The sequence below is a fragment of the Flavobacterium gawalongense genome, assembly GCF_007097265.1.
Classification (GTDB): Bacteria; Bacteroidota; Bacteroidia; order Flavobacteriales; family Flavobacteriaceae; genus Flavobacterium; species Flavobacterium gawalongense.
Genome location: NZ_VJZP01000033.1, coordinates 1 through 25,031, shown reverse-complemented (window position 1 = coordinate 25,031; position 25,031 = coordinate 1). Strand labels below are relative to the sequence as shown.

The 25,031-nt window shown below is 31.5% G+C and carries 23 protein-coding genes; 11 read left to right on the top strand and 12 right to left on the bottom strand.

Translation table 11 applies throughout. The features are described 5' to 3' along the window. Nucleotides 1–93 precede the first annotated feature (93 nt). From FNW38_RS14665 to FNW38_RS14640, 6 genes are all read left to right on the top strand, one after another. Nucleotides 94–960: a nucleoside phosphorylase gene (locus FNW38_RS14665; RefSeq protein ID WP_143388516.1), complete on the top strand. Its 867-nt coding sequence runs from the start codon at nt 94–96 to the stop codon at nt 958–960. Between the two features lie 53 nt (nt 961–1,013). Then, nucleotides 1,014–1,397, top strand: coding sequence for a VOC family protein (locus FNW38_RS14660; RefSeq protein WP_143388517.1), 384 nt, complete (start codon nt 1,014–1,016; stop codon nt 1,395–1,397). A 92-nt stretch (nt 1,398–1,489) separates the two neighbouring features. Beyond that, nucleotides 1,490–2,614, top strand: a complete 1,125-nt coding sequence (locus FNW38_RS14655) for an SDR family oxidoreductase (RefSeq protein WP_143388518.1) — start codon at nt 1,490–1,492, stop codon at nt 2,612–2,614. A 118-nt stretch (nt 2,615–2,732) separates the two neighbouring features. Beyond that, complete coding sequence (locus tag FNW38_RS14650; RefSeq protein ID WP_143388519.1) at nt 2,733–3,260, top strand: GNAT family N-acetyltransferase; 528 nt, start codon at nt 2,733–2,735, stop codon at nt 3,258–3,260. Next, on the top strand, nt 3,260–4,111 hold the full coding sequence (locus FNW38_RS14645) for a substrate-binding domain-containing protein (RefSeq protein ID WP_143388520.1): 852 nt from the start codon (nt 3,260–3,262) through the stop codon (nt 4,109–4,111). The genes FNW38_RS14650 and FNW38_RS14645 overlap by 1 nt, the downstream gene beginning before the upstream one ends. 20 nt (nt 4,112–4,131) lie before the next feature. After that, the gene (locus FNW38_RS14640; RefSeq protein WP_143388521.1) at nt 4,132–5,064 is read left to right on the top strand and encodes a transglutaminase; all 933 of its coding nucleotides are present in this window, start codon (nt 4,132–4,134) and stop codon (nt 5,062–5,064) included. A gap of 2 nt (nt 5,065–5,066) precedes the next feature. Here FNW38_RS14640 and FNW38_RS14635 read toward each other — a convergent pair whose 3' ends face one another. The 5 genes from FNW38_RS14635 to FNW38_RS14615 all read right to left on the bottom strand — a co-directional run bounded on the left by FNW38_RS14635 (nt 5,067) and on the right by FNW38_RS14615 (nt 11,286). After that, the gene (locus tag FNW38_RS14635; protein ID WP_143388522.1) at nt 5,067–6,371 is read right to left on the bottom strand and encodes a TolC family protein; all 1,305 of its coding nucleotides are present in this window, start codon (nt 6,369–6,371) and stop codon (nt 5,067–5,069) included. Continuing rightward, nucleotides 6,364–8,781 (bottom strand): ABC transporter permease, encoded by a 2,418-nt coding sequence (locus tag FNW38_RS14630; RefSeq protein ID WP_143388523.1) that lies wholly within the window; start codon nt 8,779–8,781, stop codon nt 6,364–6,366. Before FNW38_RS14630 ends, FNW38_RS14635 begins: the two co-directional genes overlap by 8 nt. A gap of 42 nt (nt 8,782–8,823) precedes the next feature. Then, a complete protein-coding gene (locus FNW38_RS14625; protein ID WP_143388524.1) occupies nt 8,824–9,246 on the bottom strand; it encodes a hypothetical protein in 423 nt (140 codons plus the stop codon). 13 nt (nt 9,247–9,259) lie between these two features. Further along, complete coding sequence (locus FNW38_RS14620) at nt 9,260–9,964, bottom strand: ABC transporter ATP-binding protein (protein WP_143388525.1); 705 nt, start codon at nt 9,962–9,964, stop codon at nt 9,260–9,262. Nucleotides 9,965–10,047: 83 nt separating this feature from the next. Then, nucleotides 10,048–11,286 (bottom strand): efflux RND transporter periplasmic adaptor subunit, encoded by a 1,239-nt coding sequence (locus tag FNW38_RS14615; RefSeq protein WP_143388526.1) that lies wholly within the window; start codon nt 11,284–11,286, stop codon nt 10,048–10,050. Between the two features lie 140 nt (nt 11,287–11,426). On the opposite strand from FNW38_RS14615, the gene FNW38_RS14610 reads away from it, so the two are divergent. From FNW38_RS14610 to FNW38_RS14585, 5 genes are all read left to right on the top strand, one after another. Then, entirely contained in the window at nt 11,427–12,776 is a 1,350-nt protein-coding gene (locus FNW38_RS14610) for a sigma-54-dependent transcriptional regulator (protein WP_143388527.1), read from the top strand. Between the two features lies 1 nt (nt 12,777). Next, on the top strand, nt 12,778–14,112 hold the full coding sequence (locus FNW38_RS14605) for a sensor histidine kinase (RefSeq protein WP_143388528.1): 1,335 nt from the start codon (nt 12,778–12,780) through the stop codon (nt 14,110–14,112). A gap of 784 nt (nt 14,113–14,896) precedes the next feature. After that, on the top strand, nt 14,897–15,655 hold the full coding sequence (locus FNW38_RS14595; protein WP_143388530.1) for a hypothetical protein: 759 nt from the start codon (nt 14,897–14,899) through the stop codon (nt 15,653–15,655). Next, nucleotides 15,655–16,050, top strand: coding sequence for a DUF5675 family protein (locus FNW38_RS14590; RefSeq protein WP_143388531.1), 396 nt, complete (start codon nt 15,655–15,657; stop codon nt 16,048–16,050). Before FNW38_RS14595 ends, FNW38_RS14590 begins: the two co-directional genes overlap by 1 nt. Nucleotides 16,051–16,062: 12 nt before the next feature. Next, a complete protein-coding gene (locus tag FNW38_RS14585) occupies nt 16,063–16,281 on the top strand; it encodes a hypothetical protein (RefSeq protein WP_143388532.1) in 219 nt (72 codons plus the stop codon). Between the two features lie 246 nt (nt 16,282–16,527). Here FNW38_RS14585 and FNW38_RS14575 read toward each other — a convergent pair whose 3' ends face one another. The 7 genes from FNW38_RS14575 to FNW38_RS14545 form a co-directional block, all read right to left on the bottom strand. After that, nucleotides 16,528–16,707: a hypothetical protein gene (locus FNW38_RS14575; RefSeq protein ID WP_103725652.1), complete on the bottom strand. Its 180-nt coding sequence runs from the start codon at nt 16,705–16,707 to the stop codon at nt 16,528–16,530. Nucleotides 16,708–16,737: 30 nt separating this feature from the next. Further along, nucleotides 16,738–17,193: a DUF6943 family protein gene (locus FNW38_RS14570; RefSeq protein ID WP_235890212.1), complete on the bottom strand. Its 456-nt coding sequence runs from the start codon at nt 17,191–17,193 to the stop codon at nt 16,738–16,740. A gap of 1,445 nt (nt 17,194–18,638) precedes the next feature. Further along, a complete protein-coding gene (gene qatC, locus FNW38_RS14565; RefSeq protein ID WP_143388534.1) occupies nt 18,639–19,973 on the bottom strand; it encodes a Qat anti-phage system QueC-like protein QatC in 1,335 nt (444 codons plus the stop codon). A 2-nt stretch (nt 19,974–19,975) separates the two neighbouring features. Next, on the bottom strand, nt 19,976–20,788 hold the full coding sequence (locus FNW38_RS14560; protein ID WP_143388535.1) for a hypothetical protein: 813 nt from the start codon (nt 20,786–20,788) through the stop codon (nt 19,976–19,978). A gap of 2 nt (nt 20,789–20,790) precedes the next feature. Continuing rightward, a complete protein-coding gene (locus FNW38_RS14555; protein WP_143388536.1) occupies nt 20,791–22,575 on the bottom strand; it encodes a KAP family P-loop NTPase fold protein in 1,785 nt (594 codons plus the stop codon). 140 nt (nt 22,576–22,715) lie between these two features. Further along, a complete protein-coding gene (locus FNW38_RS14550; RefSeq protein ID WP_143388537.1) occupies nt 22,716–23,558 on the bottom strand; it encodes a nucleotidyl transferase AbiEii/AbiGii toxin family protein in 843 nt (280 codons plus the stop codon). Then, complete coding sequence (locus tag FNW38_RS14545) at nt 23,533–24,531, bottom strand: type IV toxin-antitoxin system AbiEi family antitoxin (protein WP_143388538.1); 999 nt, start codon at nt 24,529–24,531, stop codon at nt 23,533–23,535. Before FNW38_RS14545 ends, FNW38_RS14550 begins: the two co-directional genes overlap by 26 nt. Nucleotides 24,532–25,031: the final 500 nt, after the last annotated feature.

Here is a 25,031-nt window from a genome sequence, read left to right as displayed (position 1 = left end):
CAGTTGGGCAACTTGAAACAAAAAAATAATCAATATCCGGTACTGGCTCCCTCTCCTTTGGAGAGGGTTGGGGTGAGGAATAAACCGTTTAGTATGATACAATCATCCGAATTAATATTAAATCCAGACGGAAGCGTCTACCATTTGAATTTAAGACCGGAACACATTGCGCATGATATCATCTTTGTTGGTGATCAAAATCGTGTGGAAAAAATCACGCAGTTTTTTGATAGCATCGAATTTTCTACTCAAAAAAGAGAATTCAAAACTCAAACAGGAATTTTCAAAGGCAAACGAATTACCGTGATGTCAACTGGAATTGGTCCAGATAATATTGATATTGTCATGAATGAATTAGATGCTTTGGTTAATATTGATTTAAAAACACGTCAACCAAAAGAAAATCTTACTCCACTAAACATCATCCGCATTGGAACTTCCGGCTCTTTACAAGCTGATATTCCCGTGGACAGTTTTGTGATGTCTACATTTGGACTAGGCCTAGACAACATGCTCCGCTCCTATTTGATTGATGAAGTTTCGAATATTGAAATCGAAGATGCTTTTGTGAAACACACCAATTGGGATTTGCGAAAAGGAAAACCGTATGTGATTTCGTGTTCTGAAAAATTGGAAAAAATGATAGAAAGCGACAAAATGCATAAAGGAATTACCGCAACAGCCGGAGGTTTTTACGGTCCACAAGGACGTGTGTTGCGTTTGAATATTCAAGACGAAGCATTGAATTCTAAAATGGATAATTTTAGTTTTGAAGGAAATAAAATCACCAATCTCGAAATGGAAACCGCTGCTATATATGGTCTCTCGGCACTTTTAGGACACCATGCATTGTCATTAAACGCTATAATTGCCAATCGGGCTTCAGGAACTTTTAGTGAAGATCCTTATAAAGCGGTCGATGAACTGATCGCATACACGTTGGATAAATTGAGTAAATAGCTTTTGATTTAAGAATGTAGATTAACGATTTTTGATCTCAGATTTATAATAACATGAACTTACGTATTGCAAGACACACCGACGATTTAGAAAAAATAGAAGATTTTTATGTTAACATTCTTGGTTTTGAACGTCTTGGAGGTTTTCAAAACCATAACAATTATGATGGTGTTTTTATTGGAAAACCAAAACTAGATTGGCATTTTGAATTTACACAATCTGATGCAAAAGCCAATCATACTTTTGATCAAGATGATGTTACAGTGCTATACTCTAAAACAATTTCAGAACATAATCAATTTATAGATAGACTTGTAGCTAATAATATTTCAATTATTACTGCAAACAATCCATATTGGAATGAAAACGGTAAAATGTTTCTTGATCCAGATGGATTCCGAATTGTTATTTCTGATTTGAAAGCAAAAGATCGATAATTATTGATTGACTGTTTCAAAAACTCGATGCGACTTTAAACCTGAAATATTTAGTATTTAAAACTACCTTTGCTTTTACAACAATACCAATAATGAAAATAATACTTACAGGTGCTACAGGAGTTTTAGGTTCTCATATTATGTATGAAATTCTGGAACTTTTTATAAATAAGAAAATCGAGGGAAAACTTTTTATTATTGCAAGAAATAAAGGAAAAAACTCTGCCTTAGATAGAATAAACGAACTCTTATCCAGCAATTATACTCCTAAAATTATAAAAGACAAAGGAATAACAAAATTGCACGAATACATCGAAATCATCGATACGGATTTAGCTGTAATCCAAGATACTTTTTCAAGCCAGATAAAAGATGCTTATTTTATTCACTCTGCAGGATACGTGAATTTGTCCACAGATGAAGAGCAACGGGAGAAAATTTTTGATGAGAATACTAAAATTACAAAATCCCTTTTCAACCTATTTCATCCTTTTATAAAAAAGTTTATTTACATCAGCACCGCTTTTTCATCGGGGGAAAGAAAAGGACTTATTGATAATGATTTTCATAATTTAGATTTTATTCCTGAGCATCGAAACGCATATGAAAATGCCAAATTCCACTCGGAAAACTTTGTTGTAAAACAATGCAAATCTTTGGGATTACCGTATCAAATCTTGCGTCCAAGTGTTATTGGCGGAAAAATGCTGGGAAAAGAAAGTAATTATTTTATTTCAAAATACATGGTTTTTTATCTTTTGGCTAAATTCTTTCACTTTACCGCTCAAAGAAAAAACGAACAGGAAAATGTACGTTTTATCATCAATGAAAAGACCGGATTAAACATAATTCCGGTTGATTATGTAGCAAAAGTAATCGTAAATACTTTCGAAAGGGAAGACATACAACAGCTTAACATTGTAAACGATAAAAGTTTTAATATCGTAAAAGGATTGCAGTTGATAATGAAGGAAGTGGGATACACTAATTTTACTTTAATCCAAAGCTCATTAGATTTTAAATACAAAAACACCATCGAAAAATTGTATTACGAGAGCATTGGTAAGCATTTAAAACCGTATCTCGTAACCGAAGCCAATGAATATGATACGACTTTATTGAACTCCATTCTGGAAATACCAAAACTGGACCAAGTAGCGTTTACCAATATGATTCGTTACGCGAGATTGAATAATTTTAAAGATATTAATGTGTAATTTTAGGAGCTAATTCCTGCTCTACACTGTATCTTTTGTACTCAAAAAAAATGAGCACAAAAGGATGCCGTTTCGATCAGGGCTAAATCGTTAACCATCAACTTTTTTTGTAAATATCATGAATCTTATTTTAGAAACCGATCGATTAGTTTTAAGAGAAATGCTTTTATCAGATGCTGAAGCTTTATTTGAAATGGACAGAAATCCTAATGTACATCAATATCTTTGGAACAAACCTTTAACTGAAATTAGCGAAGTACATTCCTATATAGAATTTGTTAGAGAACAATACATTCAGAATAACATTGGAAGATTTGTTGTTATTTTAAAAGAAACCAATGAATTAATCGGTTGGGCCGGATTAAAATACAACACCGAAATTGTAAATAATAAAATTAATTTTTATGATATTGGGTATCGATTAAACGAAAAATTTTGGAAAAAAGGATACGCAAGTGAAGCAAGTTTTACATGGTTAGATTATGGTTTTAATGTAATGAAAATCAAAATTATGAGTGCAGCGGCTCATACGGATAATATTGTATCTAATAAAATTTTACAAAAAATCGGAATGGTTTTAACAGAACAATATCTAGAGGATAACGTTTCTTGGAATTGGTATGAATTAAAAAATCCTAATCTATAATGACAACAATAAAAATAGCAGGCGTTCCGGAACATTTTAATCTTCCTTGGCATTTGTCGATAGAAAACGGAGATTTTGAAAAAGAAAACATCGATTTACAATGGACTAATGTTCCTGAAGGAACCGGAAAAATGTGCCAAATGCTTCGGAATAGCGAGACTGATATCGCCGTAATCCTGACTGAAGGAATCGTAAAAGATATTATTGCGGGAAATCCAAGCAAAATTGTTCAGGTGTATGTGGAAAGCCCTTTAATTTGGGGGATTCACGTGGCGGCAAAATCTAATTATAAGACATTAGCTGATCTAGAAAATACCAAAGTTGCCATTTCCAGATTAGGTTCTGGTTCACAATTAATGGCATATGTCAATGCGGATAATCAAGGTTGGAAAACGGATAATCTCCAGTTTGAAATTGTGAATACCATTAATGGTGCCGTTGAAGCTTTAACCAATGGAACTGCCGATTATTTTATGTGGGAACGTTTCATGACAAAACCTTTAGTTGATAAAGGAATTTTTCGCAGAATTGCAGATTGTCCAACGCCATGGCCTTGTTTTGTCATTGCAGTGCGTGATGAAATTTTGAAAAAAGATCCAAAAACTATTTCAAAAATTCTTGAAATAATTAATCAAGCAACGCTTGAATTCAAAGATATTCCGAGTATTGACAAAACTTTGGCTTCAAATTACAATCAAAAAATGGAGGATATTCAAGAATGGTTGTCACTAACCCAATGGTCCCAAAAACCATTAACCGAAAAAATGTTAAACAAAGTTCAAAATCAACTTTTTCAACTTAAAATTATCGATAAAAAAGGTACTTTTGAAGAAATTGTAAAAACAGTCTAGATTATTGTTTTTATGCTACTATGATAAAAATAAAAGAAATTAATTTTCAAGGTATTAAACAAAAATTTCAGGTCAAAAAACCCTGGGACGACGTTATTATTTTTGTTTTGAATATATTGATTGCTATTCCGGTTTTTATAATTGTGCATCAAAACTTAATCAATCCCAATTGGTTTTTGAACATTGACAGAATAGTTCTGTTTATTGTGATGGTAGTTGCCATTCAAATTATCCTTCGATTCCTCAGAACGATTATTCTCATTTGTATTGTATTATATTTATTAGTTTTACTTTACGGCTCAGTGATAGGTAATTACGGTTTCAACAGTGTTTTTGAAGATTACAATTCAATGATGTATTCCATGTCTGACAATCCATATCCACAAGATATTATTATTGCCAAACTACTTCCTTTTCCTAATAAATCAAAAATCATTAATGCTATAGAATATCAGAATCCAAAAATCAGGAATTTTGCGGTTATGGCTACTTCAAAGCATTTCAAGAACATAAAAGGATATTCTGATTACAGAAGCATTATTCAATGTTTTGCAGTATTTAAAGAAATAAATCACCGCTGGAATTATGTGAGTGACCCAAAAGAAGGCGATTATATTGCAACTGCCAGTGAATCATTGCTATATTTTTCAGGAGATTGTGACGATCATTCCATTTTAATGGCCGCTAGTATAAAATCAATTGGAGGAACTCCAAGATTAATTCATACAAAGGGACACATTTATCCCGAAATATTAATTGGTTCTCTCATAGATTTAGAAAAAGTAAACTTTCTAATTAAGAATGTTCTGTTTCCAAGTGAAAGCAATGAAAAACAATTGCATTATCATATAGATGAGCGAGGACAAGTTTGGTTAAACCTTGATTACACTGCTACATATCCCGGAGGCCCCTTTTTATCCGAAGAAATCCTGGGTGCTTTAACATTGGATTAATGCTAAAAATTATCATTTTTTAACAAATTTATTCTCAGGTCAACATATTGTAATTGAAGACTGTTTTTCAATACTTCATAATCAGCCGAAAGAGATTGGTTTTTTACCGAAGAATATAAAATGGCTTCCACTTTTCCGCTTATAAATTTAGCTTGCATAGTGGCAAGAGAAGCTTTTGCATACTTTTGCTTCTCCATCAATTTATGCTGAAGTTGTAAACAATTCTTTTTATTTTGTTCCTCTAATGCAACTTGTTTATCCAACTCTTGTTTTTCTTGATCAATAACTAGTTTTACTTTCTCACTTTCAATTTTTGATGCAATTATTTTTTTGTTGTTTCTAAATCCGTTAAAAATAGGAATCATTAACTGCATTCCCACTTCTTGATTCTTATTATCCGATAATTGAGTTGAAAAAGAATCAGAAAAATCGCTTCCTTCTTTTATATTTTTATAATAAAAGGTCGAATACCCATAATAGGCTGATAATACTGGTAAATTATTAGCTCTCTCTAAATGAATGGATTTTAGACTATTTTGATACTGAAATTCAGCCAGTTTTATTTTTGGATTTGAATTAGTTTTTTTAATGGTATCTGCAGTATTTTCATCAAAATAAATTTCTAAAGTAACTGCATCCGTTGCAACATTCGAAACATTTATCAACTGAAACAATTGCATTTTCTGTATGCCGTAGAGTTGTTGCGTTTCTAAATAACTGTTTTCCTCTTCTGAAAAACTCAATTGCATATCGTATAAATCACTTTGAGGCTTTCTTCCAATAGCAACTTCTTTAGAAATTCGGTCTAGATTGAAAGAAGCTTGTTTCAATTGTTCTTTCTGAATTTTTATTAATTCCTGTGTATAAAGCGTCTGATAATAACTATCTAAAAGTTGTAATTTATATTCGTTTTCAATGACTTCTTTTTCCGCTTTAGCGATTTCAATACTAATTTTATCCTTTTTAGCATTTACAAAAGCACTAAAATCAATCAAATTTGTTCTTGTATTTATATAAAAATTATCATTCTGAATGTTTGAACTTACTCTTCCATTAGTTGAAGGATCAATGGTAGAACCGAAACTATACCGTTGCTCTCCATATAAACTTACGGTGGGTAACATTCTATTTAAAACAGAGTTTTGTGACTTCTGAGTTCTTTTTATTTCTAACTGTCTAATTTTTATTTCAATGTTATTCTGTAAAGCAGTTTCAAAGCATTTTGTAAGGGACCAAGAATTTTCTTGACCGCTTACAAAAGTACAAAATGCTAAAAAGACAACTGTTAATACTCTTTTTCTATTCATATTTTAAATATTTCAAAACATCAGTTTTTGTTGCTTGATAAGCTCTAGACAATACGATGGTTAGCGTTAAAACCAATAGAATTAGGAATCCTAAAATAAATGGGGATACAGTGATATCAATCCTAAAGGCAAAATTTTCTAACCATAGATTTAATAAATAATACACAGGAAATAAGGCAATTAAAAAGCCAATTATACAATACAAAATATACTGTTTTGATAATTCCTTTAATAGCGTATTTGTTTCAGCTCCAAGCGTTTTTCTGATTGCAATTTCTTTCATGCGTCTTTGTATAGAAAATGATGCTAAGGCAAATAACCCGAAAAGTGCTATACTAATCACAACCACATTCAATAGCGAAAAAAGATTCTTTTGTTTTACGTAAGCTTCATACGTTCTTGCATATTGCTTATCTACAAAATCATATTTAAAAGGATATTCGGTATCAACCTTAGTCCATAATGTTTCGATATCAGCAATTGTATTTTCAATATTATCCGATTTTAGTTTTACGAAAACCTTATTGATATTTTGAGCAATATCTACCGTTTTAAGATGATAGAAATACATCCCTGACACCTCTACTTCAGGACTTAATAAATTAAAATCTTTAACAACTCCTATGATTTTTAATTTTCTTTGTTTGATAATTAGTTCTTTTCCTATAGGCTCTTTCATGTTCATCAACTTTTGTGCTGTTTCATTAATCACCACAGAAGTAATAGTATCCGAAGCATGTTTCTGATCAAGAGACCTTCCTTTAACTACTTCTATTTTCATCATTTCGAACATACCAAAATCAACTGCAATTGTTCGTGCTTTAAAAAGTTCATCATTGTACAATACACCTCCTAATGAATCATCTGAACCATCAAATGAAATCAATCCTGTAGAAGCTTGTTCTACCCCTTTTATTTTAGCCAGTTCTTGTTTTATTGTACTGTATTTGTTGTAGATGTTTTGCCCTACGTTTTCCACTTCATAATCCGAATTAGGAAAATTCAAATTAATTTCAATCACTTGATCTCCTTTAAAACCTAAATCTTTATTGGTTAGATAATCGATTTGCTGATACACAATATAAGAACCAACAATAAAGAAAGTAGCCACTGTAAACTGGAAAATCAACATTCCGTTACGCAACCAGATTCCGTTTTTACTTCTTCCAAAATTACCTTTCAGAACTTTTAAAGTTTCGAAATTAGCAACATAAACGGCTGGAAGTATTCCTGCCACCAAAACTGTAATACAGAAAATCAGAATTAATTGCAGATAAAACTGACTGCCAATTATTCGTAAACTCTTATTTAAAAAATCATTGTAATACGGCAAAGTCAACTCAACAATAACCAATGCTAGTAAAATCGAAAACAAACTTATTAGAGCAGTTTCAAAAATAAATTGAATAACAATAGTACTTCTTGAAGCACCCACAACTTTACGAACACCAACTTCTTTAGCACGTTTAACTGCATTAGCTGTAGCCAAATTGATATAATTTACAATCGAAAGAATGAGTATTAAAACAGATAACCCGACCATAATCAACAAAAACTGATAATTTCCTCTGCCTTCAGGATATCCATCTGCAATAGAATGTAATCTCGCTTCTGAAAGTGGCTCTATAACTACATTAAAATGACCTATTTTCTTAGCCATTACCTCAGGAGTAAACCCTGCCTCCTTAGCTATTCTTTTAATAAAATCGCCATTATACATTCTTTCCAAGCTCTTTCGAGTATTCTCAATTTTTGACGGATCTTTAACTTTTAAAAGTAATTTAAGGACAAAAGGAGATGTCGTATTCCCACTCGTCAACTCTTTCATTTTATTCATTACAACATCTGGAGCAATTGAAGAATTCCCTGGAATATGATACACAGCGCGTACTACAAACATTTGATCCAAACATGTTATTTGTTTTCCAATTGGGTTTTCATCACCAAAGACTCTTTTAGCAATAACATCTGAAATAACAGCACTTGAATCATCTTTTAATGCCGAAACAGCATTTCCCTTAATAATTTCAAATGGAAAAAGAGAAAAGAAATCAGCTTCAACATTAATAATTTTATCAACTATTTCTTTCTTGCCTTTGTAGATAATTTTATCCTTTTGATACCAGCTGTCAGCATAAACTATCTTTTCTACATTAGCATCTTTATCTAAAATAGGTTTTAGGAATAAAGCACAATCTGAAAAAACTGGCATTCCTGTTAACTCTATTAAAACCTGATGCACATTGTCTTTTTCGGGATTCCAGGCGTCATAACTTTGTTCGTCATTCCAATACAGTAATGCGAAAATTAATCCTGAAATTCCAATGGCCAATCCAAAAATGTTTAGAAATGAAAACAATTTGTTTTGCTTTAAATGATAGATGAATATTTTTATATAGTTTAATAACATTATTTAAGTTTGGTTTGTAGTAAAAGTTTATAATCTTTTTAATTATTCATATTTTAAATATTTCAAAACATCCACTCTTGTAGCTTGATACGCTCTTGAAAGAACTACAAGTAAGGTCAATGACAATAAGGCAATAAAGCCAATAATAAATGGATAGATTGAAATGTCAATTCGATAAGCGAAACTCTCGAACCATTTATCGAGTAAGTAATACACCGGAAATAAAGCAATCAAAAAAGCAATCAAATTATTAGACCAAATGGTGTTATTTCCAACATCAGTCAATGATTGACAAACAGTATCTTTCTCAGGATTCCAGGCATTATAACTTTGCTCGTCATTCCAATATAGAGTGGCAAAAATCAATCCTGCAATTCCTATGGACAATCCTAAAACATTCAAAGCCGAAAAAAGCGTGTTTTTTTTAATGTGGTATAAAAATATATTTGTCCAATTTTTCAGCATCTTTCTTTAGTATTTATTGGCTTATTAAAACATCAACATTATGATTATTCATTTTTTCCGAAAGTATCATTCCATCTTTCATCAAAATAGTTTTTTGAGAAAAGGAAGCATCATAATCCGAATGAGTAACCATCAGAATCGTGGCTCCATTGACATGTAAGTTAGTCAAAAGCTCCATTACTTCATTTCCGTTTTTACTGTCTAAATTCCCTGTTGGTTCGTCGGCAAGGATGATTTTAGGGTCATTTATTAAGGCTCTGGCAACGGCGACACGTTGTTGCTGCCCTCCGGAAAGTTGCTGCGGATAATGCTTCAATCGGTGCGAGATCCCTAATTTATCTGCAATTGCTAATACCTTTTTCTTTCTCTCATCCGAAGAAACTTTGTTGTAAATCAAGGGCAACTCGATATTGTCATATACTGATAGTTCGTCAATCAGATTGAAATTCTGGAAAATGAAACCAATATTTTCTTTTCTCGCTTTTGATTTTTCTTTCTCTTTTAGTCCAATCATTTCCTGATTCAATAATTGAAAACTTCCACTAGAGGCGCTATCCAACAATCCGACTATATTCAACAAAGTTGATTTCCCACTTCCCGAAGGCCCCATGATCGATACAAAATCACCTTGCTTGATGGATAATGAAATTTCACTTAATGCTTTAGTTTCCAATTCTTCAGTTCTGAAAACTCTTGAAAGGTTTTTAATTTGAATCATAATAGTATTCGTTTTTTTATTGATGTTCTTTTATATAAATTATTTATTTTTCTCATTATTCTTTCCTCTTGCTTTTTTCCACTTCAATCCAAATTCAAAACTTCAATGGCTGCATAATCTTTATAAGAAGAAGTGATTACTTTCTCATTCGCTTTCAATCCACCTAAAACTTCATAATATAGCGGATTTTCTCTTCCAAGTTTAATTTTTCTTCTTTCTGCTTTGTTTCCGTTGACAACAAAAATCCACTTCCCGTTGGTCTCTTCATAAAAACTTCCTTTTGAAAGTACTTTTGTTTTTGTTTTTTCTGACAGATTTAATTTCACTCCAAAACTCAATCCTTGTCTTAAATCCAGTTTTTTGGATGAAACAAAATCCAATTCCACTTGAAACCGCCCGTTTTTGATTTCGGGATTCAATTTAGTTATTTGCACTTCAATAATTTTATTATCAAAATCCACCGCTCCTTTTTGTCCTATAGCAATTCTAGCTAAATAAAACTCATCTAAATCTGCCACTAATTTGTAGCCATTCCTGTCATCAATAGTTCCAATACTTGTGTTTTGTACATAGGTTTTTCCTAGAATTGGTTCAAAAGAAGATAACCTTCCTGAAAGTGGTGCAGTAATTAAAAAATTTTTCTTGTTGATTCTCAGGATGTCGAGACTTTTATCCATTATAGTAATGGATTGATTGAGTTGCCCTATTTGAATTTGATTTGCCTGTTTTTCCTTTTTGACACTTTGCTTTATAATGCTCATTCGTTCCTTTTGAAAGCGATAATTTTCTTTTGTTTTTTCCCATTCATTATTAGAGAGTATTTCCTGTTCGAAAAGTTTCTTGTTTAAGTCATATAAATTTTTGGCATCCAGATAATCGTGTTCTATTGAAAGTAAATCTTTTCCTAAATTCAATTCCTGGTTTCTCAAATCGAGTTTGGCTTTATTCAAATTATTGATTTGTTCAATGATGGCTGTTTCCTGTTGCATATACGCCAGTTCTGCATTAGGATTGTATAATCGTGCCAATGGTTGTCCTTTGGTAACCCTATCTCCATTTTCGACAAATATTTCCTGAACCGCTCCGCCTTCAATGATGTTAATTAGCATTGAATGTAAGGGAGCCGCTTTTGCTTGAAAAGACATGAAATCTTCAAAAAAATCATTCTCAACTGTTTTAATCGTGATTTCGTCTTTCTTTATTGTAAGACTTCTTTTCTTGGTTGCCGAAGTAAAGATGACATACCCAAAGAGTAAGATAATTGGCAAACCGATTAAAAGATACTTATTTTTGTTAGTTTTACGTGTAATTATGGTGTCCATTTCTGATAATTTGATAAGTCTAAAGAGATTATCGTGCCAAGAATTTAAACATCCTAATCTGCTTATTTTTAAGCTTTTACTTTTAACTAAATTTTTTAAGTGTTCGATAATGAACACCTTTTGTCCGAAACCGAACAACAATGAAAAAGACCAGCGCCTCTATATTAATCATAGACGATCAAGAAGATATTCTTTTTGCTTCCAAAATGCTTCTTAAAAAGCATTTTGAAAACATTTTTACGCTCAATAACCCGAAAAATGTGGTTGAATTATTGGCAAAAAATATCATCGACGTCGTTTTGTTGGACATGAACTACAGAATAGGATTTGAGGACGGCAGAGAGGGTTTGTATTTATTAAAAGAAATAAAAACACTTTCGCCAAAAACTGTCGTCATTTTGATGACCGCTTTTGGTAAGGTTGAAACGGCTGTAGAAGGTTTGAAATCGGGTGCTTTTGATTATATTTTGAAACCATGGGAAAACGAAAAGTTACTCAGCGTTGTAAAACAAGCTGTTGATAAAAGTCGCAAAGAACAAAAGAAACCAAACAATATTGAGAGTATTGACGATTTTTTCGTGGGTAATTCAGATGTCATAAAAAAGGCTTATTCTCTGGCTGATAAAGTTGCAAAAACGGATGCCAATGTTTTAATCCTTGGCGAGAACGGAACCGGTAAATTTGTTTTGTCAGATCATATCCATCGCCAATCGGAGAGAAAAAACAGTCCTTTTATTCATGTTGATTTGGGTTCGTTGAATTCAAATATTTTTGAAAGTGAATTATTCGGTTATGCTAAAGGGGCATTTACAGATGCCAAAATCGATACTCCCGGACGTTTTGAAATGGCTCAAAACGGAACTGTTTTTTTAGATGAAATTGGAAATGTACCCTTGCATTTACAGTCTAAGCTCTTGCAGGTTATCCAAACCAAAACAGTAACCCGATTGGGAGAATCAAAAGCAAGACCTTTGAATGTTCGCATTATTACAGCCACCAACCTAGATTTGAAACAGGAAGTAGCTGACAAAAACTTTCGTGAAGATTTGTATTATCGCATCAATACCATGGAAATCGTCTTGCCTCCATTGCGGGAGCGAAACGAGGATAAAATTCCTTTGGCACATTATCTTTTGCAAAAAATGATGACAAAATACGGGCGAGACGAAATCATTTTTGACGAAAAAGCATTGGTACAAATCGAAAAACACGCTTGGAACGGGAACATTCGGGAAATGGAAAACCGGATAGAACGTGCCGTGATCCTTTGTGATAACAATCACATTACCGTTTCGGATTTGGATTTGGAACAAATAACCACTTACGAAGAAAACCAAGATAACATTCAGCTGTCGGCTGTCGAAAAAACAGCCATCGAAAAAATACTGTTCAAGAACAATAACAATATCAGTAAAACTGCCGAGGAATTGGGCTTGTCCAGAGCTTCATTATACCGTCGTTTAGAAAAATACAACATTAGCACCAATTAATATGTTTACATCCTTGAAAACCTACCAACTCCTTTTTCTTCGATTGATTATTATTCTTTCCGGTACAGGAATTTCCATCTTCCTTTTTCAAAAAGGATTGGTTTTTACGGCTGTATTTGGTCTCCTAATCATTTTTTTACTCGTTGTTGAAATGTATTTTTACGTCAAAAATGCCTTTTTGATTTACGACAGAACAATTACTTCGATTTTGCAAAATGATTTCACCTCAGATTTTTCAAAGCATAAATCGTATCAAAATTATTCCAACTTATTCAAGTTGTATGAAACGCTCAAAAACAAAGAAAACGAACAGGTTTCAAAAGATATTATTTACCGTTCTATTTTAAATAATATCGAAACAGGCATTATTATTCTGCAAAAAGAAGGAAATGATTGGAATATCTTTTTGATGAATGATTATTTCTCCAAACATTTTGATGTGCCAAAAGTTACCAAATGGAACTATCTAAAAAGCCATTTGCCTTCCTTATGTGAAATCATCGAAGAACAGAGTTTTCAGGAAATCAAAACGTCATTAGAGATACGTGTGAATCAGCAAGACACCCAAACATTTGTAATGCAAACTTCGAGAAGCGAAATTTACAATCGGGATTATTGTATCGTTTTATTGGAATCCATTCAAAATGTAATCGAGAAAAAAGAAAAAGAAGCATGGGTCAATCTAATGAAAGTGATCTCTCATGAGCTTTTAAATTCGATTACTCCCATTCGATCACTTTCCCAAAATCTACAGGATTTGGTTCAACAAGAAATCATTTCGGCAGAAGATCTAGACGATATGAAAAGTAGTGTTGCCACGATGTTGAGGAGAAGCGACCATTTGCAACAATTTGTAGAAAGTTACCGCAAACTGGCTATGTTGCCTTCTCCCAAAAAGGAAAAAACGGAATTATTAAAAATGATTGAAAACGGTTTCCAAATTATGGCTCCAATCTTCAAAAAAGAACAAATAGAAGTCATAAACACGATTCCTTTCGACCGCTGGTTAAATATTGACCCACAACAAATAGAACAGGTATTGATTAATCTTTTTACGAATTGCATTTATGCTTTGAAGGATACTGAAAAAAAACAGATTGTTATTTCAGCAGAAGTCAAAGAAAAGAGAACTTTTATCATGATTACTGATAATGGAAAAGGCATCGAAAAGGAAATAGAAAGCAAAATATTCTTGCCGTTTTTTACCACTCGAAATGAGGGAGCCGGAATTGGACTAACTCTATCCAAAAGTATTGTAGAAGCTCATGGCGGTTATCTGGCGTATAGAAATGACAATGAAAAAACTACTTTTTTGATTTGTCTGGTTGATAAATAAGAGTTGTAAGGAAACCAAAGTGCATAAAAAAACTCCATTATTTCTAATGGAGTTTTTTTGTGGGCGATGAGGGATTAGAACTTTCCTCATAATGCACTCATATATAATAAATTATATTAGTCTAAAACATAAGGGTCTCGATTTTGCTCCTTTAAACAGATACAAATATCACTAAATCTTATAATGTAAATTTACTGATTAATAAGGTATTGACCAAATGTATGTGCAATTAATTCATACTAAAAAATGAACTGGTTTTTAAACTGGTTGGGGATTCAAAGGAGATTGATACTCCGTTTTTAGATTTTTCATTTTTATCCAAAAATTAGCGGTTCTACTTGTTCAATTTTCAAACCTGCATACTGGCAGAACTCCTCAATGGTTACTAACTCATTTTCAAGCTTATTCAGGCTCTTTCTGACTGCTTGTAGCATTCTGGTGCTTTGTCTGTAACTCTTGCCTGTGATGCACTCAATGTCTTTTGGATAGATGCATATTCTCTTAATTTGCATTTTCATACTCTATCTATAGCTTTGAGTCGGCTATGCTATACTTCTGATAGCTTGCTACTCTTTTTAAAACTAGTGCAATTTAATCATTATTTCAAGACGTTCAATAATGATTATTAATGCTCTATTGAGTCATTTGTGTCGTTTTAGGACATATCGGACACTTCCCCCTTTTTATTGTTCTTAAATAGCTTAAAATTTGTTTCGAAATCAATCGGAAAATGTTGCAACAGAAAGATGATTTAGAGTAATTATTAATCTAAATTTTAGAAATTATGGCAAGACAGAAAGGCATAATTAAATTGAAAGGTACTATCGGAGATATTACTTTTTACAAAACCAAAGATGGTCATTTGGCACGTGAAAAAGGTGGCATCGATGCGAGCAGAATTGCGAGTGATCCTGCGTTTCAAAGAACACGTGAAAATGGTTCTGAATTTGGTCGAGCGGGAAAAGCGGGAAAGATTTTGAGAACAACATTTAGAGCCTTGCTTTTGAATTCTGCGGACAGCAGAATGGTTAGTCGTTTAACACAGCAAATGGTTAAAGTTATCCAAGCTGATACCACTAGTGTTAGAGGATTGCGAAATATAATTGATGGCGAAGCCGAACTTTTAGCAGGTTTTGAGTTCAATATTGGTGGAAAACTAGGTACTACCTTGTTTGCTCCTTTTGTGGCAACTATCAACCGTGTAACGGGTGATATTATTGTTGATTTAGCTTCATTTGTTCCTTTGAATATGATTGCTGCACCTAGCGGAACTACTCATTATAAAATCATTTCTGCAGGAGCAGAAATTGATTTTGAAGCTGAAACTTTTGTTGCTACAAATTCAGAAACGGCTATTTTGCCTTGGAATATCAATCCTTCGGTTGCTATTAATCATTCAAATCCTGTAACTCCTGCTAGTACCAAACCTTTGTTTTTAGCTTTGGGAGTGGAATTTTACCAAGAGGTAAATGGTCAAATGTATGCGTTGAAAAACGGCTCATACAATCCATTATCGATTGTGAAAGTAGATAGCGGTGTATAATGGTTATCTCGATAACTAGAACTTATTTCCCCGATGGAACGAATGGTAGACTCGAATGTGAAGGTAAATTCATCTGTAATACCATTGAATTGCCTTGGAAAAATAACGAAACGAAAGTTTCCTGCATTCCGGAAGGGAAATATTTTATAAAAAAGCGATACAGCAAGAAATTTCAATGGCATTTGGAGGTTTTGGGAGTAAAAAACAGAAGTTTAATTCTATTTCATCCTGCCAATAATGCTTTGCGAGAATTGAATGGTTGTATTGCTCCGGTAACGAAACTTTCTGGACCAGGTTTAGGTCTGATGTCTCGAAAAGCTTTTGCCAAATTAAAAGAATTGGTTTATAAAGCTTTGGATAAAGGCGAAAGTGTTGAATTGATTGTTAAATCTTAAATTCATTAATTTATGAATGTAATAAAAAGAGCGAAAGCTCCAACTCCAAAATTTTTCAAAGTGCTTCGAAATATTGGTTTGGCATTGGCCACCGTTGGCGGGACAATTTTGGCTGCACCAGTTACTTTGCCAGTCATTGTTACTTCGGTAGCAGGTTATTTGGCGGTTGCTGGAGGTATCATTTCGGCAGTTAGCCAATTAACAACCGAAAAAGCCGATGGAACACAGTAATTCAACTGTAATTGGTACCGTTGGCGGTACATTTTTGAGTGTTTTGCCGAACTTACATTCGGAAGATGTGCTAAAAACTATAATTCTTGCCACACTTGGGGCGATTGTCAGTTTTACAATATCTTTGGTACTCAAAATTTTCATTAAGAAGCACAAAAAATAGTCTAATTCTAGTTGTGGTGACCTTTGGATTAGACATTAATGAAGCCCAAACCGCAAGGAATGGGCTTTTTTTGTGGCTAAAAACTAAACTTCTTCAAATAGATTAAGCGTAACTTCTAAAACAACCACTTCTGAATTGTGGTTGTATAATTCTTGCCATTTTGCGCTGTCAATAGCTTTGGCTCTGGTGTCGAAAACTCCAAAACACACTCTTGATGCTTTGGATTTCCAATTGTCTGTTTGGTACAAAATAAATAGTTTCATTAGTGAAAATTTAAAGTTCGAAATTGGTTTTTATTTTTTGGAATAGCGATAAAGAATTACCCTTCTTAAATCATTGATAAGGTTGATGTTTTCGTGAAATTGCTTTTCTTTTTGCTCTAAAAGTTTGAGAGCTGCCACATTTTTTTGATGTTCTTCGTGTTCCTGCATCATTAAACTGGCTTTTGGATTGAATTCTTTTGCAAAATCTGGAAGTCGCAAAAATGGAATTACAGAACCAACTAAAAATGGATGCCAAAACTTGGTTTTCCATAAGCTGTAAGCCACAAAATAAATACTCTCGCAATCTTCTACGTTTTGAAAAATGACCACAAAACTGTTTGTAAATGGCTCTTTTTGTGGCTTTCCGCTGTTCATCCCTTTGTTAAGTATGAACAAATGGGGTTTTGTATACAGCGTATCTTTTTGGTGTGTTTTGATGATGAAATTGGGCATACTTTCGGGTTTAAAAATTTGACATACTTTCATTTTTTTAATTTTATCTTTAAAAACTGAGTGTTCCTCGCTCCGCTCCGCACCCATTAAATTTTTTGAAAAGAAAAAAAAGAAAAAAAAAGAAAGTCATCTCTCAAGTGGAGGTTTCAAGAAAAGCAAGTTTTTTCAAAAAAATACTACCCGGGTTTTTAAGATAATGTTGTTCGGAATTGGAGTTTTGATTTTAAAAAAGTGTTGATGCGAAGGAAAATGTAGGGTGGAGATTTTTTTGAAAACCCGTAGGGCTTGAACTTTCTTTTCTTGAAACCGGAACTTACCTTTACTTTCTTTTTATTTATTTTTTTATTTTTCTCGTGACCGATAGACTTCTTATGAAATGGGATCTAAAAAAATTGATTAGAAAGATGGAAGTTCTTCAGAAAGGGTATGAATTTTCAAAACAGAAAAAAGAGATATAAAAATCCATTCCAATTATTTTTCTGGTTTTAAAATTCATACTCTTTCCTAGGGTTGATTTTGTGGGTGTAATAAATTGCTTTATCCAAATCGTGATTTTTAGAAATGAACTCGAAAAGCAATTTATTACACTTACAAAAACAATGAAAAAATAAATCCGAGTGCGATGAGGCAGTAGCGCAGGCAAGTGTGTGGTTTTTTATTTGCCTACTGGGGTGTTTCTGATTGTTTTTATGATGGCTTGATACCACAAACGTTCTTGGGATTATAAGATTTTCAATTACCAAAGAATGTTCTATGAAATTGCTATGGCATCTTGGCCACCGTGAAAACAATTACTTCGATAGTTCTGGCAAATAAAAAACCATACTCTTGCTGGCTTTTTTTGGCTTTTATGGGTAGAAAAATGGCTTTATCCATAGGCAAATCAACTACAGGTTAAAGCCATTTTTTTACTCATAAAAGCAATGCAAACACTACCGATTTATGCGATTTGTCGCTAAAACCATTGACAAGTTCTTATGAGAACAAAATATCCTTGTTAATAATAAAGTTGAATCGAAGCGATGATTGGGGTTTGTGAAGGACGGTTTTTTGAGCGGCTGGGTGATGCGATGGGAGCTGCTCAAAAAGTTGTTCTGGAGCAAACCCCTTGCGCGTTGGCTGGAGCGGCTGTTTTACATAAATGATATTATAGCTTCATTGCAAAAACTAAAAAAACAATAACAAAGCTTTGTAATGAACTATAATACTCAATTATGTAACACAGCTTGGGGAAAGTTTTTGTTGCCCTACCATTAAATTTTCTTTTGAAATAAAAACGTTCTAGGGCGTACAAAAACTTTTGGAGCATTGGCAAAGGAGTGGCAATTGGAATGTAAGACTTCCTTTTTACCAGCGAACGAAAAAGAATATTCTCGTTATTGGAAACGTAATTAGTGAAATGAAGCAAACAAAGACTTGAGTTTAGGAATACTTGGACTAAATGAAAGTTTTGTGTAGCTGAATGAGATAATGGGTTTCTATTTTTGTAAAATAAATTTCCTAACCTCTTTTAAGCCTCTATCATACATTTTAATATATTTTTTAATTTCATTTTCTGATATATTCATATGTCCAGACTTTAAAAAAGTTAATTTTATTTTTTCAACATTTGAAAAACGACCAATAGCTATTTTGAAAGCGTTATAGTCATCATATTTTTCATCTGTATTAAATACATTTTTTACATATTCATCTGATTTATCTAATCCATTAGAATAAAGTGAAGCTCTTCTTATAATACAAGGAACACAATGCCCACATTGTTTTTTTATACCTATATCGCTCTTACTAGTCCATTGTTCATAGTAACCAGGCTTCGAACAAGATAATGTTGAATTAATATTTTCTATTACAAATTTATTAGAATTTACTTTAGTCAGCATTTCACCTTTTGTTAAGAATCGATAAGGATTTTCAATCATATTTTTAATACCAATCTTTTTAAATATTGTATTTAAAGAAGATATGAATTTAGGGTGGGTAGTTTTTGTACTATGACTTCCGCCACGAGCTGGAGTCAATGGTAAATTTAATGAGATTAAACCATTTTCAGGTATTACAATTGAAGTTGTTTTACTTGAAGTATTTGCAACTAATGATGCTAATGCTAAAAACAATATTGATCTTGCTCTTTGTGTTTTTTCACCCGTAAGAATATCATTCTTTTTTCCTTGAACATAAAAATTATATGGAAGAATGTTTTTTGTTTTATTATTTTCACTCAACTGTGTCGTGATTTTTTTTTGTAATGACAATTCTCCTGAATTTCCCCCTTTATGATGAGACACTGTTGCTAAACTATCATTTTTACTAATTAAATCACAAATACCAATAAATGAATCCATACCGCCAGAAAATAGACAAACTTTTTTTGGACTAAATGCTGATGTTAGAAAATTTGGAAAGGGTTCTAAACATTCTCTAAAATTTAATATCCATTTATCACCACTTAAAAAAGACAATGTGTTTTCTAATTCTTCTTTGACATCATTCCATTTTTTGCAATTATAAACAGGTATGTGTAAATTAATATATCTACTCCAACCATAATATCCAAATTTAGCCCTATTGCACGTTTGGTCAATAGCATAGACAGCAATTGCAATGTTTGAAAAATCACCTATTAAATCATTTGGACATAATTTAAAATCCTTTTTTTTTGTCAAAAAAGAATAAATATCGTGTTCTACTATTGAGTTCTTTAGTTTAGAAGTTTTTGGATCAGTAAAAATTGAATCTAAATAAAACGTATTTTCTTCTGCCAGTGAAAATAAGTCTCTATTGTTTTCTTTAAGGATTACAGTTACTTTCATAATTAAATTAATGAATAAGCTTCATCAAATATTTGGTTAATTATTTCATTTTTTGCTTTGATATCTATTGTTGAGAAATTAACTTGAGAAAAATTTAAACTAACTTCAGCTTCAATGAATGATTTTAATTGACTTTCAACATCATTTACTTGTTTTACAGATAAGTTACCATTTTCTAATGATTTAGTTACTTCAACTGAAATTCTTTCAAAAATATATGTTGTAATATAAAATTCTAAATAATCAGATATTGTATCAATTTCAAGATTATTAATTAGTTCAGGATTATCAGCATAATCATTATAAAGTTTGTTTATTGTTTCAATTACTGCCCCAGAAGCCGAACTACCCTCATCAGTGCCATCTATACTCGAAAATAGTTCAGAAATTTTATTAATTGCTCCTTCAACCTTTAAATCTTTTAAACTTCCAATATTATATTTTTCTAAAGTCTGTTCAAAACCATCATTTAGTATATTAGTGAAAAAATCTAATAAGATTACAGCTCCTTTTCTTCCGCCAATGGATGATTTAGTTAGCTTTTTGTTGCCCCCAGATGCTTTTCTATAATTAGAAGTAAATTTTTTATAGTTTGTTTTAGTTGGATTCTTTGTAAAAGCTGAAAAACTTCTTTTTACATCACCCCATTTTGTGCTAGTTTGTTCTTCATTTCCTTTGTCGTCTTCTTCTTGTTCAGATCCTGTTTCTTCATCATTAATATTGTTGACACTTGATTCACCAACTGAATCATTATTCCATTCTTGGATTGGATTAGAATATCCTACTGGTCCTATATTTGCTTTTGAAGTTCCCATACTTATTTAAGTTTGTTTTTTGAAGCAGTTGCCAAGGTAGTATTTGAAGATTTTGACCATTTCTCTAAAATTGTAACTCCATATGCTTGATGATTAGTATTCTTTGTTATTGATAATAAGTTGGGTACATTTGAAGGCATCAATATACTTTCAGATATGTTTTCCATAAATGCACAATATTCTGAAATTAGAATATCGTTTTGTTTTACGAAAAGAACCAATATTTTATTTAAGTTGCTTCTTTTAGATAAATCCTCTTCAGTAATCAATTTATTAGTTAATTCTGAAAAAATTGCATTTTTATCAACATTACTTAACTGGGAACTTTGTCTAATGGCATCTTTAGAAACTAAATCGCTTTCAAATAGATTTTTTAAAATTGTTTTAGCTTCCTCTGAAAGCCTTTTATTTGTATTAAACTCAATATTATTTTTACTTTTGGTAAAATAGAAATATAATTTTAAATTTTCTTCACCTAATTTAGGTTCAATATACATCCATTTTTTTAACCAAGGATCAGAATTCCAACTCTCAAATGATTTTGGAGTTTGTTTGGTCGAATTCTCCAAAAGTAAAAGTATATTGTCCTCTACTTCATAAGAAGCTTTAACTAGTTTATTAAAAGATTCTGTTTTGAAATATTCTAAAAGCATTAATTTTGCTAAAACATTCTTTTTTAGAGTAACACCTTTTGAAATTGACATATTCAATCGTAACATCATCATATTCAAAAAGCGTTTACATTGTCTTGGATTCCCGCTTAAAACGGACACTAATATGGGATTAATTTGTTTTGAAAGTATGAAATCTTTTTTCATATGTTCGCTAACATTTGGTAATATATTTTGAATATTTTCATTACTTAATTTACAAACGGATAAATCTACATCTATTGATTGTGTAAATACTTTATTCCTTAATTTTTCAAATTCATCAGGATTAAGATGTAATTGAGCAAATAATAAATTAATATATGCTTCGTATTCTGCCTCGCTTAAAGAAGGAATTCTAATTGGAAAATGAATTAGTTTTTCAATGTAATCTTTACTTACATCATAGTCAGTTGAGGGTAATTCGGGAAATCTTTTTTTAACTGCATAATTTATTAATCTTTCGTCAGCAGAAATTATAAAAACACTTTTTTCTACAAACAAAAATAGTTTGATTGCTTCAAGGGTAGATATAATCGTATCTGGGTTACATCTGTCTAAATCATCAATTAAAACTATTACCCTTTTAAGTTTGGTCTCCTTTAATAAACTTTCGAAATCTTTATGAAATTCTCTGATGCCTTTATCAATCATAGATTGATTTTCGTCCACAACCTCCTTTATGTAATCATCTATTTCTAATGCTGATATATCAGTTGCTACTTTAGTGAAATCAAAATTAGTTTGGTTTGCCATATAAGTATTAACACCTATAGATCCCACTTTTGTTATTACTTTTAGCCATTTAATTCTTTTAACTAATCTTGAAAGATATTTTTTTGCTTTTTCATCCCAAGTTCTACTTTTAATGATTTCATCTATCAAAGTTGTGAGTAAGGCAATTTTTGCATCTTCATAACCCTCAAATAACCAACCATTAAATTTAATAATCAAATTATCTGGTTTAGTGTTTTCGAGTTCTATCATTTTCATTAAGCTTGATTTTCCACTCCCCCAATCACCATATATTCCTATTGTTGATGGTATTAGGTTGTCATTATTAATAATTAAATTAACTGAGTCTGTTAAATATTTAAAATCAATTAAGTCTTGATGCGTTTCATTATCATTCCACATAGTTAAATTATTTAGGAAATTTGTTTATTTAAATTATTATACAATAATCTTTCAATTAGTCAATTAAATTTGACTTGGATTTCTAAAATATTTTCTTGATTTCTATAATTCATTTATCAGCTATTATAAAAATTTAAAAGTTATTTTATTTCTGTCAATCCTTTTTTTAACTCCTCCAGTATTTCAACTGCATATTTTAAATCCCAATCTTTATCTCTAATCCATTGTTTTGCGATTGCTGACTTCTCGACATTCACAACATTTTCATTTATAGTTTTTAGGATTCTATCGTTTATTGCTTTGGAAACGCTTAAAAATTTACTGGCTTTTCGTCCTAATACCCTTGCTGCAATTTTAAACTGGTCTAGTTTATCGTCATCCGGAAAAGTATCAAAATGGTGTTCTACTATTTCATCAAAATTTAAGTCAAAATAATGTTCTATAATTCTTAAAATGTCATATAAATCATTACCACGATCTTCCGGTCTATCGCTCCAAGCAATGAGTTTTAAAATAACCATTCCTGGTAATGATGGAATTTGCACAGACTTTTCTTCTATCTTAATAATTTCTGGTTCTTGCAACACTTCAGTAAGTCCTAATACGTGTAAATAGGTGTTCCGTTGATTGAAATTTACAGTGAATTTTTCTTCAATTTCACCAAATGGCAATAAATCAATGACAGTATTAAATTTGGGATGGTAAAGTGTCCAAGGTGCTTGCACTTTGTTAAAACCAAATTTAACAAGTTCTTCAACAATTGATTCGAATTCTTGAATAGAGGAAATCATTATTGCAAAATCGATATCTTTTGTACCTCTACTTGGTTTAATACCGTCTCTTAAAAGGTTTAAGGCTACTGCACTTGCCCCGATTAAATAATAAGGCACATTTAGTTTAATCATTACTTCATCAATACAATCAAAAACTTCTTTGAAGTATGGTATGGCTAGTTCTTTATAGGTTTGGTTCGATATATTCATTGAAAATTAATTTTGCAGTTTCTTTACATCTTTTGTCATCAGTAATCATTAAATCGGTATAGACTAATTCTTTTGGTGCCGTATTTGTATCATAATCATTATTCCAAAACATATCGTAAACCGCTATTTCTCCTTCGTCATCTGGCAACAGTTTATAATTTATTATCAGTTCTTTTGTTGTTTCTTTTGTATAAAGAGTAAATTTTTCTGGACGCAAATGGTTGGTTATTATATCCCCAGCAGGTTCGCCACCCCAAACTGTTTTATCGATATTTAATTGTAATGTTCTCCAATCTTGATTTCTGTTTTGAAATCTAAATCGTTGTTTAAAAAGAGTAGGTTTTAAAGTTTGTTCAAATTCTGCAATCCATTTGTTTAGTAATTCTTCATAATTATTGATTACAAATTCATTTTTGTTTAGTCTTACTATTAAATTAGTTTCCAGTAACCCATTTATAATTAAAGGAATGTTACCCAATGCGACATTAGTTACTTCTGCAATTTCTCGTTGCGTTTGATTGATTAATTTTGGTTTTAATAGAAAATGAAAAATTACTTTTAATCCCGTTTTAGTAAATGCTCTATTTCCTTTTTCCTTTTGGGTTTTAGTAACTTCATTCGTATCGATATATAGAAATAAATTATCCGTATTAATATATACATTCCCGTTACCCTCAAGATAATTTACTCGATTTTCTCGAAGTTCTTGTTTAACTTTTGGATATAATTTTTCTGCCACCAATAAAAAATTGATGAATTTATTTTTATAATTAAGAATATTAAATAATTGATGATTTTTAACATCTTTTTTTATATCAACAAAAAACATTTTTTTTTGATTGTTTACAATAATGCTTAATTCTCCATCAACTTCTTTATCCTTATTATAATCAATAGTTTTCCAGTCCCAATTTATTGGAACATTTTTCTCTAAATTATGAATCGCATTATTTAAAATATCTATTTCATTCATTGTAAAAACTCCTTATGTTCATTATTTATTTACGTTCATTATTCGTGAACAAAGTAAAAATATGAACAAATATATAGGTTTTATATAAATAAACAGTATGTAAGATGAGTATTTTTTGCGTTCGTGATTATAGAATAGTTTTTAATTTACCGAAAGATGTCTCAAATATTTTCTATAATTGGGACAAATGAATTCTAAATTCAATTACCAATCGTTGCAAGATAAACCTCAAATTATGGGGTTTATCTTGTGTCAAAAGGTAAAGATTTCATCTACCTACTTTATCTACCCACCAATTAAATGTTTGGTTACTTTAAATGATTGTTTATTAATTAGTTGTGAAATATTATTCACTTACTTATTTACCCACCTTAAAATAATCTTCAAGTATTAATTAACTGAATATCATTTGTTTAATAAAATTTATAGGTATAGGCGTTTAGGTCGCAATTTATTATTTTTGCCTGATGGCAGATAGAAATATTTTTAGAGGAGTGAAT

Excerpts from the sequence above, each read along its gene's own strand:
- FNW38_RS14665 (WP_143388516.1), top strand. The coding sequence starts at position 94 with ATGATACAATCATCCGAATTAATATTAAATCCAGACGGAAGCGTCTAC.
- FNW38_RS14660 (WP_143388517.1), top strand. The coding sequence starts at position 1,014 with ATGAACTTACGTATTGCAAGACACACCGACGATTTAGAAAAAATAGAA.
- FNW38_RS14655 (WP_143388518.1), top strand. The coding sequence starts at position 1,490 with ATGAAAATAATACTTACAGGTGCTACAGGAGTTTTAGGTTCTCATATT.
- FNW38_RS14650 (WP_143388519.1), top strand. The coding sequence starts at position 2,733 with ATGAATCTTATTTTAGAAACCGATCGATTAGTTTTAAGAGAAATGCTT.
- FNW38_RS14645 (WP_143388520.1), top strand. The coding sequence starts at position 3,260 with ATGACAACAATAAAAATAGCAGGCGTTCCGGAACATTTTAATCTTCCT.
- FNW38_RS14640 (WP_143388521.1), top strand. The coding sequence starts at position 4,132 with ATGATAAAAATAAAAGAAATTAATTTTCAAGGTATTAAACAAAAATTT.
- FNW38_RS14635 (WP_143388522.1), bottom strand. The coding sequence starts at position 6,371 with ATGAATAGAAAAAGAGTATTAACAGTTGTCTTTTTAGCATTTTGTACT.
- FNW38_RS14630 (WP_143388523.1), bottom strand. The coding sequence starts at position 8,781 with ATGTTATTAAACTATATAAAAATATTCATCTATCATTTAAAGCAAAAC.
- FNW38_RS14625 (WP_143388524.1), bottom strand. The coding sequence starts at position 9,246 with ATGCTGAAAAATTGGACAAATATATTTTTATACCACATTAAAAAAAAC.
- FNW38_RS14620 (WP_143388525.1), bottom strand. The coding sequence starts at position 9,964 with ATGATTCAAATTAAAAACCTTTCAAGAGTTTTCAGAACTGAAGAATTG.
- FNW38_RS14615 (WP_143388526.1), bottom strand. The coding sequence starts at position 11,286 with ATGGACACCATAATTACACGTAAAACTAACAAAAATAAGTATCTTTTA.
- FNW38_RS14610 (WP_143388527.1), top strand. The coding sequence starts at position 11,427 with ATGAAAAAGACCAGCGCCTCTATATTAATCATAGACGATCAAGAAGAT.
- FNW38_RS14605 (WP_143388528.1), top strand. The coding sequence starts at position 12,778 with ATGTTTACATCCTTGAAAACCTACCAACTCCTTTTTCTTCGATTGATT.
- FNW38_RS14595 (WP_143388530.1), top strand. The coding sequence starts at position 14,897 with ATGGCAAGACAGAAAGGCATAATTAAATTGAAAGGTACTATCGGAGAT.
- FNW38_RS14590 (WP_143388531.1), top strand. The coding sequence starts at position 15,655 with ATGGTTATCTCGATAACTAGAACTTATTTCCCCGATGGAACGAATGGT.
- FNW38_RS14585 (WP_143388532.1), top strand. The coding sequence starts at position 16,063 with ATGAATGTAATAAAAAGAGCGAAAGCTCCAACTCCAAAATTTTTCAAA.
- FNW38_RS14575 (WP_103725652.1), bottom strand. The coding sequence starts at position 16,707 with ATGAAACTATTTATTTTGTACCAAACAGACAATTGGAAATCCAAAGCA.
- FNW38_RS14570 (WP_235890212.1), bottom strand. The coding sequence starts at position 17,193 with ATGAAAGTATGTCAAATTTTTAAACCCGAAAGTATGCCCAATTTCATC.
- qatC (WP_143388534.1), bottom strand. The coding sequence starts at position 19,973 with ATGAAAGTAACTGTAATCCTTAAAGAAAACAATAGAGACTTATTTTCA.
- FNW38_RS14560 (WP_143388535.1), bottom strand. The coding sequence starts at position 20,788 with ATGGGAACTTCAAAAGCAAATATAGGACCAGTAGGATATTCTAATCCA.
- FNW38_RS14555 (WP_143388536.1), bottom strand. The coding sequence starts at position 22,575 with ATGTGGAATGATAATGAAACGCATCAAGACTTAATTGATTTTAAATAT.
- FNW38_RS14550 (WP_143388537.1), bottom strand. The coding sequence starts at position 23,558 with ATGAATATATCGAACCAAACCTATAAAGAACTAGCCATACCATACTTC.
- FNW38_RS14545 (WP_143388538.1), bottom strand. The coding sequence starts at position 24,531 with ATGAATGAAATAGATATTTTAAATAATGCGATTCATAATTTAGAGAAA.